At 75.2% G+C, this 12,773-nt stretch carries 12 protein-coding genes; 6 read left to right on the forward strand and 6 right to left on the reverse strand.

What is annotated here, in order from left to right:
- Positions 1–82 precede the first annotated feature (82 nt).
- Positions 83–1,075 (forward strand): NAD-dependent epimerase/dehydratase family protein, encoded by a 993-nt coding sequence (locus tag ACZ5NJ_RS12765; protein WP_468764847.1) that lies wholly within the window; start codon positions 83–85, stop codon positions 1,073–1,075.
- Here the strand turns inward: ACZ5NJ_RS12765 and ACZ5NJ_RS12770 are convergent.
- From ACZ5NJ_RS12770 to ACZ5NJ_RS12780, 3 genes are all read right to left on the reverse strand, one after another.
- Positions 1,055–2,494, reverse strand: coding sequence for a lipase maturation factor family protein (locus ACZ5NJ_RS12770; RefSeq protein ID WP_468764848.1), 1,440 nt, complete (start codon positions 2,492–2,494; stop codon positions 1,055–1,057). The genes ACZ5NJ_RS12765 and ACZ5NJ_RS12770 overlap by 21 nt on opposite strands.
- 11 nt (positions 2,495–2,505) lie before the next feature.
- Positions 2,506–3,036 (reverse strand): DUF1990 family protein, encoded by a 531-nt coding sequence (locus ACZ5NJ_RS12775; protein ID WP_468764849.1) that lies wholly within the window; start codon positions 3,034–3,036, stop codon positions 2,506–2,508.
- An 88-nt stretch (positions 3,037–3,124) separates the two neighbouring features.
- On the reverse strand, positions 3,125–3,997 hold the full coding sequence (locus ACZ5NJ_RS12780) for a YndJ family protein (RefSeq protein ID WP_468764850.1): 873 nt from the start codon (positions 3,995–3,997) through the stop codon (positions 3,125–3,127).
- A 165-nt stretch (positions 3,998–4,162) separates the two neighbouring features.
- Here ACZ5NJ_RS12780 and ACZ5NJ_RS12785 point away from each other — a divergent pair, with 165 nt between their 5' ends.
- From ACZ5NJ_RS12785 to ACZ5NJ_RS12800, 4 genes are all read left to right on the forward strand, one after another.
- The gene (locus tag ACZ5NJ_RS12785; RefSeq protein ID WP_468764851.1) at positions 4,163–5,854 is read left to right on the forward strand and encodes a DUF6777 domain-containing protein; all 1,692 of its coding nucleotides are present in this window, start codon (positions 4,163–4,165) and stop codon (positions 5,852–5,854) included.
- A 7-nt stretch (positions 5,855–5,861) separates the two neighbouring features.
- Entirely contained in the window at positions 5,862–7,958 is a 2,097-nt protein-coding gene (locus ACZ5NJ_RS12790) for a SpoIIE family protein phosphatase (protein WP_468764968.1), read from the forward strand.
- A 111-nt stretch (positions 7,959–8,069) separates the two neighbouring features.
- Positions 8,070–8,930, forward strand: a complete 861-nt coding sequence (locus tag ACZ5NJ_RS12795; RefSeq protein ID WP_468764852.1) for an Fpg/Nei family DNA glycosylase — start codon at positions 8,070–8,072, stop codon at positions 8,928–8,930.
- Between the two features lie 27 nt (positions 8,931–8,957).
- Positions 8,958–9,344: a hypothetical protein gene (locus ACZ5NJ_RS12800; RefSeq protein WP_468764853.1), complete on the forward strand. Its 387-nt coding sequence runs from the start codon at positions 8,958–8,960 to the stop codon at positions 9,342–9,344.
- Positions 9,345–9,389: 45 nt separating this feature from the next.
- On the opposite strand, the gene ACZ5NJ_RS12805 is transcribed toward ACZ5NJ_RS12800, so the two are convergent.
- The gene (locus tag ACZ5NJ_RS12805) at positions 9,390–9,851 is read right to left on the reverse strand and encodes a hypothetical protein (protein ID WP_468764970.1); all 462 of its coding nucleotides are present in this window, start codon (positions 9,849–9,851) and stop codon (positions 9,390–9,392) included.
- A 255-nt stretch (positions 9,852–10,106) separates the two neighbouring features.
- Entirely contained in the window at positions 10,107–10,640 is a 534-nt protein-coding gene (locus tag ACZ5NJ_RS12810; RefSeq protein WP_468764854.1) for a sigma-70 family RNA polymerase sigma factor, read from the reverse strand.
- A 333-nt stretch (positions 10,641–10,973) separates the two neighbouring features.
- Here ACZ5NJ_RS12810 and ACZ5NJ_RS12815 point away from each other — a divergent pair, with 333 nt between their 5' ends.
- Positions 10,974–12,194, forward strand: a complete 1,221-nt coding sequence (locus tag ACZ5NJ_RS12815; RefSeq protein ID WP_468764855.1) for a CapA family protein — start codon at positions 10,974–10,976, stop codon at positions 12,192–12,194.
- Between the two features lie 62 nt (positions 12,195–12,256).
- On the opposite strand, the gene ACZ5NJ_RS12820 is transcribed toward ACZ5NJ_RS12815, so the two are convergent.
- On the reverse strand, positions 12,257–12,718 hold the full coding sequence (locus tag ACZ5NJ_RS12820; RefSeq protein WP_468764856.1) for a universal stress protein: 462 nt from the start codon (positions 12,716–12,718) through the stop codon (positions 12,257–12,259).
- Positions 12,719–12,773 lie beyond the last annotated feature (55 nt).

A 12,773-nucleotide genomic window follows, 5' to 3' on the forward strand; every position in this document is an offset into this window, starting at 1 on the left:
CCGTTCCCGATCAGCCCTCAGCGTCATCGCCGACAGCGATCACGGGTTCCCCGGCACCGCCCGCCCGGGCAGGCTGACCGGCATGAAGAAGCTACTGATGCTGGGCGGAACCGAATTCGTCGGCCGCGCGATCACCGAGGACGCCCTGGAACGGGGCTGGGACGTCACCGTCTTCCACCGGGGCCGGCACGCCCCGCCGGCCGGCGTCCGCGCCGTGCACGGGGACCGCACCGCGCCCGGGGGACTGGCCGCCCTCGCCGAGGGGACGTGGGACCTCGTCGTCGACACCTGGAGCGGCGCCCCCACCGCCGTGCGCGACACGGCCCGCCTGCTCGCCGGCCGCGCCGGGCAGTACGTGTACGTCTCCACCTGCTCCGTCTACGCCTACCCGGCGCCGGCCGGCCGGTCGGAGGACGGCGCCCTGGTCGAGGGATCGCCCGACGCCGACGCGACCGTCTACCCCGAGGACAAGCGCGGCGGCGAGCTGGCCGCCGTGGCCGCCTTCGGCGACCGGGCCCTGCTGGTCCGGGCCGGTCTGATCCTCGGCCCGTACGAGAACGTCGGCCGGCTGCCCTGGTGGCTGAACCGCATCGCGCGCGGCGGCCCCACCCTCGCCCCCGGCCCCCGCGACCTGCCGATGCAGTACGTCGACGTCCGCGACCTCGCGCACTGGACCCTGGACGCCGCCGAGGCCGGCCTCGGCGGACCCTACGACGTGGCCTCCCCGTCCGGACACGCCACCATGGGCTCCTTCCTCGAAGCCTGCGCGGACGTCACCGGAGGCGCCGCCGAGCTCCGCTGGACCGACCCGGAGCGCATCGCGGAGGCGGGCGTCGAGCCCTGGATCCAGCTGCCCTGCTGGCTGCCCCCGGGCGAGCTGCACGACCACATGTTCCGCGCGGACGTCACCAAGGCCCTCTCCGCCGGGCTCACCTGCCGCCCGGTCGAGGAGACGGTAGCCGACACCTGGAGCTGGCTCCGGTCGATCGGCGGCACGGCGCCGATGCGCCCGGACCGGTCGTCCAAGGGCCTCGACCCCGAGCGGGAGGCGGCGCTACTCGGGCTCGGCGGATGAGGCCCCCGCGATCCGGGTCGGCGGCAGGTACTCCCGTACGAGGCGGCGGTGCCACCAGGCGCCCGTCTCGCGCAGCTCCCGCCAGGTGGTGAACCGGTAGCGGTACAGCCGGGCCCGCACGAAACGCGGCGGGGCGTCCGGGAACGGGTTGTGGGCCAGCAGCCGCAGCGTGTCCCGGTCGCCCGCCAGCAGCCGTTCGACGAACGGCCCGAACCAGTCCCGCGCGTAGCCGGGGGAGAGCGCGGCGAACCACATCAGCCAGTCCAGCCGCAGGTGGTAGGGGGCGAACTGGCGCGGGATCCGCCGCAGTCCGCCGGGTTTGCCCTTGAACTCGTACTCCCGCCAGTCGCCGTCCTCCCTTGGGGCCGGGTCGGCGGTCCCTTCGACCACCACCTCGTCGCGGATCCGGCCGACCGTGCCGAACGCCCCGTAGGTGTTGACCAGGTGCAGGGAGTCGAAGGAGCGGTTCATCACCTGCCGCCGCGAGAGCATGTTCAGCACCGGGTGGCGGCTGAGGACCAGCACCAGCACGGTCACCGCGCACACCAGGACCACGTACCAGACCGGCGCCCCGCGCGAGGCGGCGGCAGGCGGCGCCCCGGCGAGCCCGGTGAAGTCGACGGCCGACAGGGCCACCGTGATCGTCAGCCAGTTCAGCCAGGCGAAGTTCCCCGAGAGCACCAGCCACAGCTGGGTGGCCACCATGGCCCAGGCCGCGTACGAGGCCACCGGCTGCGGGGTGAACAGCAGGACCGGGAGCGCCAGTTGCGTGACGTGGTTGGCGGCGCACTCCACCCGGTGCAGCGGCTTCGGCAGATGGTGGAAGAACCAGCTCAGCGGCCCGGGCATCGGCTGCGTCTCGTGGTGGTAGTAGAGGCAGGTCAGCCGCCGCCAGCAGGCGTCTCCACGCATTTTGATCAGCCCGGCCCCGAACTCCACCCGGAACAGCACCCAGCGCAGCAGCCACAGCACCAGCACCGGCGGCCCCGCCCGCGCGTTGCCCAGGAAGACGGCCAGGAACCCCACCTCCAGCAGCAGCGACTCCCAGCCGAACGAGTACCAGGTCTGGCCGACGTTGACGATCGACAGGTAGAGCAGCCACAGGACCGCCCACATCCCCATCGCCGCGCCCAGCGGCACCAGGTCCCCGGCGCCCGCGGCGAGGGCCGCCGACAGCGCCGCGCCGAGCCAGGCGTAACCCGCGAAGAGCCCGTCCGAGTAGCGCAGTTGGAACAGGCTCGGGGCGTGCCGGAAGGGCACGTACCGCACGTAGCGCGGGACGGGCAGCATGCCGTGCGCGCCGATCAGGGCCCGGAACTGCAGGGCGGCACCGGCGAAGGCGAAGAGGTAGACCCCCGCCAGGGCCCGCTGGAAGACCAGCCGGCCCAGCCAGTACCCGGGCGCCGTGAACCAGTCCATCGACTCCAGTATCAGGCGGCCGCCGCCAGCGCGCGCAGGCGGCGGCCGAGAAGGCGGGCGTAGGCGAGCTGCAGGACGGGGATCAGCGGGCCGGCGAGGCGGGTGTACCAGGCGGCGGGCCGGCTGAAGGCCGTCACCTCGAACCACACGGTGCCGTCGGGGGCCAGTTCCACGAGGAAGGATTCCTCTCCGCTCTCGGGGTGCCCGCTGAGGGTCCCGTAGGCGAAGCCGGCCAGGTCGGGGGAGTCGGGGGTCCAGACCACCTCGCAGGGAACGCTGATCCGCAGCGGGCCGACGCCGAGGCCGATCTCCACCCGCGCCCCCGGGACGGCCGGTCCGTCCGCCCGGACGCTCGCCCCGGTGGCGCGGTGCATCCGGAAGCCGCGGACCGCCGCGCCGGCGGCCTCGAACACCTCCCGGCCGTATCCGATACGGGTGCGGTGGTGCAGGTGGTGGTATCCGTCGGGCAGGGGCCGCCGGAGGGTGGCGCCGTGTTCGGGGTAGCTGAGGACGCGTCGGCCGGTGCTGAGGAGGCGGCTCACGGGGGTCTCCGTTCGGATGGCTGCGGGCGGGTGCGGGTGCGGGTGCGGGTGCGGGGGCGGGGGACGGGGGATGGGAAGGGGGAGGCGGTCAGGTGAGGGCGGGGGCCGGCCGGGGGTCCGGGGCCGGGCCGGGGCTGAGCCGCCGCCACGCCAGCAGGGAGCACAGGGCGAAGCCGAGCGCGTTGCCGAGGCCGTGGGTGGCGGCCATCCAGGTCAGGGTCGGGTGCGTGATCCCGGTGGCCTCCCCGGCCGCCCACCACAGGGCGAGCAGCATGGTGGCCACCAGGACGGCCGCCGACACCGCCAGCAGCGCGCCGGTCGCCCGGTCGCGGGCGGCGGGCCGCAGCTCGCGCCAGGTCACCAGCGCCACCGTCCACATGCCCCCGGTCAGCACGACCGCGCCCAGCAGCTCGGCCCAGTCGTCCACGAAGTACCCGGCCAGCACGAGCAGGGTGCCCGCCGGCACGCTGTACGCCGCCCAGTGCGCCCGGTGGCCGGTGGCCGCCGACCGGCACACCAGGCCTGCGACGAGGGCGGCCGTGAACCCGGCGAAATGGAAGTGCGGGACGGTCAGCGCCAGGATGTCCAGGTCGAAGCCGAAGAGCCGGTACCCGGCCCGCTCGGCGACCAGGGCGACCCCGGCGACCGAGGGCGAGGCCAGGGCGGTCAGCACCGCCACCTCGGGCGGGTCGGGGAGGCGGCTGCCCCCGGGCCGGCCGGGCCGGCGGCGCAGCCTGGCCGCCGCGGCGCCCAGCAGGGCCAGGGCGGCGGCTGCGTACAGGGCGGCGAGCGCGGTGGCGGCGCTCCCGCGCGGCAGCCACGGCGCCAGCGCGCCCGGGGCCGCCGCCCACGGCCACAGCCGGGCCGCCGTGCCCAGCCCGGCCGGGTCGATCAGGCGCAGGCCGACGGGGACGGCGTAGAGCATGCCCAGGGCGACGATCAGGTTCACGAGCACGGTCACGGCCACTCCTTTGAACGCGTTCAAGCGCGATGTCCGCCACCTTAGGCCCTTTCTTGAACGTGTTCAATGCCGCGCTCGCGCGCATCTGCCGGAACTCCGGTTGCGCCCCAGCGGATGATGCGTCAGACAAGAGGGGAGCAACCGGGGCGAAAAGGGAGATCCAGCGTGAACGACGTGAACGACGTGCCCGCACCGACACCCCGTCAGGCGCCGCGCCGTCATGTACCGGCCGGAGCCGCCGTCTTGGCGCTCCTCGGCCTGATCGCCGCCGGCTGCGGCGCCCAGGACCCCGAGCAGACCAAGGGCGCGGCCGCCGAGAGCCAGGAGCTCACCCTCCAGCCCGTGGGCGCCGCCGGACCCGACCCCTTCACCGCCTCCACCGCCACCGCCGAGTCGGCCCCCGTACAGCCCCCCGTACCGAACCGCAGCGGCCAGGGCATCCGTACGGTCGGCGCCGCCACCCCCGGCCTGTACGGCGGGACCAGCCGGCTCGGCAGCTGCGACGTCGAGCGCCAGGCGGCCTACCTGACCGCCGACGACGCCAAGGCCCGGGCCTTCGCCCAGGCCACCGGCGTCGAACAGGAGAAGATCCCCGAGTTCCTGCGGGGGCTGACCCCCGTGGTGCTGCGGGCCGACACCCGGATCACCAACCACGGCTTCCGCGACGGCCGCGCCGACGGCTACCAGTCCGTCCTCCAGGCGGGGACGGCCGTCCTCGTGGACGACCACGGCATGCCGAGGGTGCGCTGCGGCTGCGGGAACCCGCTGGGCGCCCCCCGCTCCGCCAAGGGGAGCCCGGTGCTCAAGGGGGAGCAGTGGAACGGCTACCGGCCCCAGCAGGTCATCGTCATCGAGCCGACCATCCAGCCGGTCAAGCGGCTCCTCATCGTCAACGTCGCCGACAACACCTGGATCGAGCGGAAGGCCGGTGACGACGGGGCCCAGGACAAGACGCCGAAGGTACCGCCCCCCTACGACCCGGCCGAGGGCATCCCCGACGCGCCCCCGACCCCGCCGGACGACCCCTCCGACCCCTGCGCCACCGCCGGACCGGGCGGCCCGCCCCGCACCGTCCCGCCGAAGACCCCCTCCGCACCCCCCTCCGGCCCGCCCTCGGACCACCCCCCGGCGGCCCCACCGCAGAACCTCCCGGAGACGGCCCCGCCCCTGGACCCGCGAGCGCAGGGCCTCCCCGAGACGGCCCCGCCCCTGGACCCGCGAGCGCAGGGCCTCCCCGAGACGGCCCCACCGCTGGACCCCGGCGCCGGGACGCGGAACCTGCCCGAGACGGCCCCGCCGCTGGACCCGGCGGCCGGCGCGCAGGGCCTGCCGGAGACGGCCCCGCCCCTGGACCTGCCCGGGCAGGCCGGCCCCCTCGGCACGCCCGCCGAGACCGCCCCGCCGGACGCCCCGCCCGCCGGGCCGCACGGAGGCCCGCCCGGAGGCCCGGCCGCGGGCCAGGCCGGGCCCCTGGACGAGCAGCTGCCGATCCCCGCCGACCCCGGCGCGCAGGCCGTGCCGGGCCGGCCCGGGCCGCCGTCCGCCACCGGCCCCACCCCCTGCCCCTCCGACACCGGCACCGGCTCCACCACCCCCGCCCGGCCGTCCACGCCGCAGGAGCCGCCCTCGACCCCGCCGGGCGACCTCCCAAGCGGTACCACCACCCCCGCCGACCCCTTCTCGGACGCCCCCGCGGCCCCCGCCGTGCCCGTCCCCTCCGAGCCGGGGCTCACCCCGGACCCGGAGGACGTGCCGACCACCGGACCGGCCGCGCCCTCCGACCCCTTCGGCTCCCCCGACCAGCACCAGGGCACCGGCCAGGGCGCCGACCAGCCCCCCTATCTGGAGAGCGCCTGACCCTGCGCTGTGTCATGGTGGACCGGTGCCGAGCACCGTATCGCTGCCGGAGGACTGGCCCGCACACCCGGACCGGTCCCTGTCACTGAACCGGATGGGCAGTTTCGACTGGGACCTGGTCACCGGGCTCATGCACCTGGACACGGCGGCCCTGGACGTCTTCGACACGCCGCCCGACGAGTACGACGGGCGGCCGGAGTCGCTGGGCCGCCGCGTCCCCTCCGCCGAGGCGGCCCGGCTCGACGCACTGGTCTCCAGCGCCCTCAAGAGCGGCTCCGACAGCTACGGCGCGTACTTCCGCCTCCGCTGCCGCGACGGCCGGCTGCGCTGGACGCACACCCAGGGCCGCGTCATGCGCGACACCGACGGCCGCCCCTACCGCATCATCGGCATCGTCCGCGACGCCACCGAGGAGCTCAGCCACTCCGCCGAACGCCTCGGCCTGGACGAGGAGCGCCGCCGCCAGACCTCCGTCGTGGAGTCCACCACCGCCGCGCTCGCCCACGCGCGCACCGTCAAGGACGTCATCGACGTCATCGGCGACGCCCACGGACTGGAGCGGCTCGGCTCGATGGGCATGGTGATGGGACTGGTCGAGGCGGGCCGCATCCACCTGGTGGCGGAAGGCCCCGACGGCAGCTTCGTCCCCGGCACGCGCTACACGCGCATCGACGAGGAATACCCGATGAGCGAGGTCGTCCGCTCGCTCCAGCCCAGGTTCCTGGAGTCCGCCGAGGAGTTCGCGCAGGGCTACCCCGCGCTCTGGTCGAAGATCTCGTACATGCGGATCTCGGCCGCCGCCTACCTGCCGCTGATCGCCCAGGCCCGCCCCATCGGCGCCCTCGGCCTGCTGTACGAGGACAAGGAGGGCTTCACCCAGGAGGAACGCAACCTGCTGGTCGCCCTCGGCAGCAGCATCGCGCAGAGCCTCCAGCGGGCCATGCTCCTGGAGCAGGAGCACGACCTCGCAGAAGGCCTCCAGCAGGCCATGCTGCCCCGCCGCATCCCGGCCGTACCCGGTGCCCGGATCGCCGTCCGCTACCGGTCCGCGCGGATGGGCCAGGACATCGGCGGCGACTGGTACGACGTCATCCCGCTGCCGGGCGGCCGGGTCGGGGCCGTCATCGGCGACGTCCAGGGCCACGACACGCACGCCGCCGCGGTCATGGGGCAGCTGCGCATCGTGCTGCGCGCGTACGCCGCCGAAGGCCACTCGCCGGGCACGGTGATGGCCCGGGCCTCGGTGTTCCTGCACGAACTCGACACCGACCGCTTCGCGACCTGCACGTACGCCGAGGCCGACCTGTCCACCGGGGTGCTCCAGGTGGTCCGCGCCGGCCATATCGACCCCCTGCTGCGGACCCGGGACGGGGAGTGCCGCAGGCTCCCGGTGGAGGGCGGGATGCCGCTGGGCCTGTCGGCGGAGTTCGGCCGGCTGGAGTACCCGGTGACGACGGTGGAACTCGACCACGGGGAAACGCTTCTCCTGTGCACCGACGGGCTGGTGGAGGAACCCGGAGCCGACCTGGACGACGGCATCCGGGCACTGACCGGACTGGTCCGGGACGGCCCGGACGACCTCCAGCTCCTCGCCGACCGGCTCTGCGAGGTGGCCGACGAGCGGGGCGGGGACGACGACATGGCCCTCCTGCTGCTGCGCCGCGAGGGCGACGCCGCGGCGCGGGCCGACGGCGGCCGCTTCCGCCAGCACGTGGCCCCGGGCGACCCCGAGGCCCTCGTCGCGGCCCGGCACATGATCGGCGCGGCGGTGCGGGCCTGGGGGGCGCGGAGCCGGGCGGACGAGATCGAACTGGTCGCGGACGAGCTGATCGTGAACGCCCTGATGCACACGGACGGCCCCGCGATCGTGACCCTCCGCGTCCTGAGCGGGCCGCAGCGGAGGCTGAGGGTCGAGGTGGAGGACCGCTCCAGCGCCCTGCCGAGGCGCCGGGAGGCGGGCGAGGCGGGCGTGTCGGGCAGGGGCCTGATGCTGGTGGACCGGCTGGCGGACGTGTGGGGGGTGGAACCGCGGGGGAGCGGCAAGTGCGTGTGGTGCGAGTTCGTGGTGGAGGAACCCCGCCGGCTCGACCCGCGCGGCGTTTGAGCGCACCGGGCGCGGAGCGGTAGCGGGGGGCAGGGGACTTCGCCCGGTCGGCGGCACCCGCGGCCCCCGGCCCGGGTCGCGCCGACCGGGCGGGCACGGCACCCTGGGAGGATGCCGGAGCTACCGGAGGTCGAGGCGCTCAGGGAGTTCCTCGACGACCACCTCACCGGACGGGCGGTCGACCGCGTCCTCCCGCTCGCCGTCAGCGTGCTCAAGACCTACGACCCCCCGCTCACCGCCCTGGAGGGGCAGCCCACCGGCCCCGTCGCCCGCCACGGCAAGTTCCTCGACCTGGCCGTCGGCGACCTCCACCTCGTCACCCACCTCGCCCGCGCCGGCTGGCTCCGCTGGCAGGACGCCCTGCCCGCCCAGCCCCCGCGCCCCGGCAAGGGCCCCCTCGCGCTGCGCCTCGTCCTCGACGACGGCTCCGGCTTCGACCTCACCGAGGCGGGCACGCAGAAACGCCTCGCGGTGTACGTGGTCCGCGACCCCCAGGAGGTCCCCGGGATCGCCCGCCTCGGCCCCGACCCGCTCGCCCCCGGCTTCGACCGCGACGCGTTCGCCGCCCTCCTCGCCGGCGAGCGGCGCCAGATCAAGGGCGTCCTGCGCGACCAGGGCGTGATCGCGGGCATCGGCAACGCGTACAGCGACGAGATCCTGCACGCGGCCCGCGTCTCCCCGTTCAAGCTGGCCTCCTCCTTCGACGAGGACCAGATCACCCATCTCCACGAGGCGGTGCGCGACACGCTGCGGGCCGCCGTCGAGCGGGCCCACGGCCTCGCCGCCGGCCAGCTGAAGGCCGAGAAGAAGAGCGGGCTGCGCGTGCACGGCCGCGACGGGGAGCTGTGCCCGGTGTGCGGGGACACGGTCCGCTCGGTGTCGTTCGCCGACTCCTCGCTCCAGTACTGCCCCACCTGCCAGACCGGCGGCAAGCCGCTCGCCGACCGCAGGCTCTCCCGCCTCCTCAAGTAGCGGGGCCGCTGCGTAGACTCCGGCACCATGGCCGAGCAGCAGCAGCCACCGCCCCGGCGGGAGGTCGTCACCGGAGTCCCGCGCGGCGCCCGCCGCAGGCCGCCCGCGCACGCCCCGGCCCGCTCGGAGATCTCCGAGCAGACCACCCTCGGCGCGACCTACGTACGGGCCCTGATGCGCAGCCAGCTGCGGGCGGCTCTGGGTGCCATGGCGGTACTGGTCCTGGTGCTCGGGCTGCTGCCGCTGGGCTTCCTGCTGCCCCGGGCGGCCGCGGGCACGGTGGTGTGGGTCGCGCTCGGGCTGGTGGCGTACCCGGTGATGTGGCTGATCGCCCGCTGGTACGTGGCGCGGGCCGAGCGCAACGAGGCGGACTTCACCGGCCTGGTGACCGACCCCGCCGACCCGGTGGCCTAGCGCCACCGGGCGTCCGGGTCTGCGGGTCGGGCCAGGCCGGGCCGCTCAGAACAGGTGCATCGCCAGGTTGCCCAGCGGCAGCCCGAGTTGCCAGGCCGGGGTCCAGACGCGGGCGTTCTCGTCGAGGCCCGGCGGGGGGCCGGCCTGGGCGGGGTGGTCCGGGTCGAGGTGGGTGGCGAACAGCTCGGTGTGGTCCAGCCAGCGCCAGGCCGCCCGGGCCAGTTCCAGGTCCGGGTCCTCGCCTCCGCGCTCACGGGCCCGCTCGCCCAGGGCGAGGAACCGGGTCTGGACCCAGTCGCGCCAGGGGTGCCCGTACGCCGTCAGCGACAGCCACTCGTCGAGCTGCGAGACGACCCGGATCCCGGAGAGCTCGCCGGCCGCGTCCGAGAGGTAGATCGTCAGCGCGAGCGTGTCCCGTCCGGCCCGGAACTCCAGGGTGCCGACCGGGATCAGCCGGCCCGTGCGCAGCAGCTCGTCCGCGATGTACTCCGCGTAGAGCCACGCCATGGGCACTGCCAGTCCGCCGTCACTGGTGCCGTTCAAACCCTCGGGCTGCACCGTTCCACCTTCTCCCGCGCGTCGAGCCTGCCGCCGTCCCCCCGAGCCTTCACCGGCGGGCTCGCGGAACGGGGGATGTTTACTCAACTTGAACGGACTGATGCCGATTTCGGCGTGGTTTGTGTCCGGTTCGTGCACGTGGAGGGCGTTCCTTGAGTGCTCCTCCGGCGGGGCGGGGGCGCTCCTCGTGCTTCCGCCCCCGGTTCAGGCGCCCAGTCCGTACCCCTGGAGGCCCTTCCGCAGGGCGCGCAGGGCGTAGTGGGTACGGGACTTGACCGTGCCGGCCGGGATGCCCAGCTCCGCCGCGGCCTCGGCGACGGAGCGGTCCTGGAAGTAGACCTGCATCAGCACGTCGCGGTGCTCCCGCCCCAGACTGCCGACCGCCCGCCGCACGTCGATGGCGATGACCGAGCCGGCCACCGCGTCCTCGGGCGCGGGCGCCTGCTCCAGACCGTCGGGCTCGACCTCCTGGGGGCGCGACATCCGGGCCCGGCGGGCGTCGATGGCGAGCCGCCGGGCCACGGTGAACAGCCAGGGCCGCATCGACTCGTGGCCGGTCGTCAGGGCCTCGGGATGCTGCCAGACCCGGACGAGGGTCTCCTGCACGAGGTCCTCGGCACGCTGGGCGTCCCCGGCGGTGAGGCCGAGCAGGAAGCAGAACAGGGCCCGCCCGTGCTCGCGCTGGAGTGCGGCGAGCGCCTCGGGTTCCGTGCGCTGGAGGGTGGGGGAGGGCGGCACGTCGGTGGCTCCTTCCGGTCCGCGGGGCGGGCGACTGCTGCGGGGACGGCCGGCGGGGGGCCGGCGGGGCCCTCGTATCCGGCTTCACCCACCCTCACCTGCGCGGAGCCGCCCGGGAACCGTCCGGCGCCGGCGTTGCGCCCAAGCACCCGGGTGGTCCGGTGGGCGGCCGCGCCGGACGACGAACGGTTGAACGGCGCGGCGAACGGCCGGGGCCGTCGGAGTGAGGCGGGAGCGGGCGGACGGCGCCGCTCCTTGACGCGGGGCGACTCCTCGTATGGATTCATAGGAATTACCGACAATCCGATCATCCGTTCAAGGAGAGCCCGTCAGATGACCCAGCGCACCCGGCGGGCCCTCGCCCTGCTGTCGGCCGCCCTGCTGTCCGCCGTGACCGCCGGCTGCTCCGCCGGCGGCGGAGGCCACCCCGCCCCCGCCCGGATGGGCTCCAGCGCCGCCGGCGCCCCCGCCGGCACGGCCGGATCCGCGTCCCCCGCCGCCCCTTCCGCCGCCCGGGGCTTCACCCTGGTCGCGAGCGGCGACGTGCTCCCGCACACCTCGGTCATCCAGCGGGCGCACACCGACGCGGGCGGGGACGGCTACGACTTCCGGCCCATGTTCTCCGCGGTCAAGCCGGTGGTCTCGGCCGCCGACCTGGCCCTGTGCCACATGGAGACCATCTACGGGGACGACGACGGACCCTTCAGCGGCTACCCCGCCTTCGTCTCCCCGCCCGCCGTCGCCGACGCCCTCAAGGACGCCGGCTACGACGGCTGCTCCACCGCCTCCAACCACACCCTCGACGACGGCGCCGAAGGCGTGAAACGCACCCTCGACCGCTTCGACAAGGTCGGCCTCGGCCACGCCGGCTCCGCCCGCACCGCCGCGGAGGCCGCCCGCACCACCCTCTACACGGCCGGCTCCGCCAAGGTCGCCCACCTCGCCTACACCTACGACACCAACGGCTACCCCATGCCCGACGGCCAGCCCTGGGCGGTGAACCTGATGCGCCAGGACAAGATCGTCGCGGACGCGCGGGCGGCCCGGAAGGCGGGCGCGGACGTGGTCCTCGTCAGCCTCCACTGGGGCACCGAATGGGAGACCGAACCCGACGAGACCCAGCTCTCGCTCGGCAAGGCCCTCACCGCCTCGCAGACCGGCGGCCGGCCGGACATCGACATGATCCTGGGCACGCACGCCCACATCCCGCAGGCCTACGAGAAGGTCAACGGGACCTGGATCGTCTACGGCATGGGCGACCAGGTCGCCGGCGAGATGTTCAACCACACCGGCGCCCGCGACCTGCGCGGCAATTACGGCTCCATCGCCCGCTTCACCTTCGCCCCGCCCGCCGCGCCCGGACAGCGCTGGCGGGTCACCGGGGCGGAGTTCGTCCCGCAGATGATGGACCTGTCCACCGGCCGGGTCGTCAACCTCCCCGCCGCCCTCGCCCAGGACCCCGGCGACGCCGAGTACGAGAGCGCCCAGGACGCGATCACCGAGGCCGTCCTCAGCCGCGGCGCCGCCAAGGACGGCCTCAAGCGCGCCGGCTGACGGGGGCCCACGGCCCCCCCCGCGGCCCCCTACAGCCCTCCGCCCCTACAGCCCTCCGCCCCCTACGGCACCACCGTCACCGGCCACCGGCCCGCCTTCACCAGCCGGACCGCCACCGAGCCGACCAGCCGGTGGCCGGCCCGCTCCGAGGCGCCCACCACCACGGCGTCCGCCTTCAGCTCGTCGGCCGCGCTCACCAGCCCCGCGTACGGGTCGCCGCGGAAGGTGTGGAACTGCCACCGCACCTCGAAGATCCCCTTCAGCCGCTCCGCCGAGGCCCGGATCTCGGCCACGATCTCCTCCGCGATCTCCCCGGTCGCCTCGGCCACCGGCGCGCCCAGGGAGGCCCCGGCCGCCAGCACCGGCTGCACGTACACCAGCGCCAGCAGCGCGTTCTGCCGCCGGGCCAGCCCCGCCGCGTAGGCCGCCGCCCGCAGGGAGGACTCCGAACCGTCCACCCCCGCGAGGATGACCTTCGGCCCGTCCGTGCCCCGTTCGAATGCCGTACTCGCTCGCTCCGTCACCCTGCCGAGGCTATCCGCGTTCGGCGCGCGCGGCGGCGCGGGCCTCCCTACAGTG

The organism is Streptomyces sp. NPDC032091, assembly GCF_055580265.1.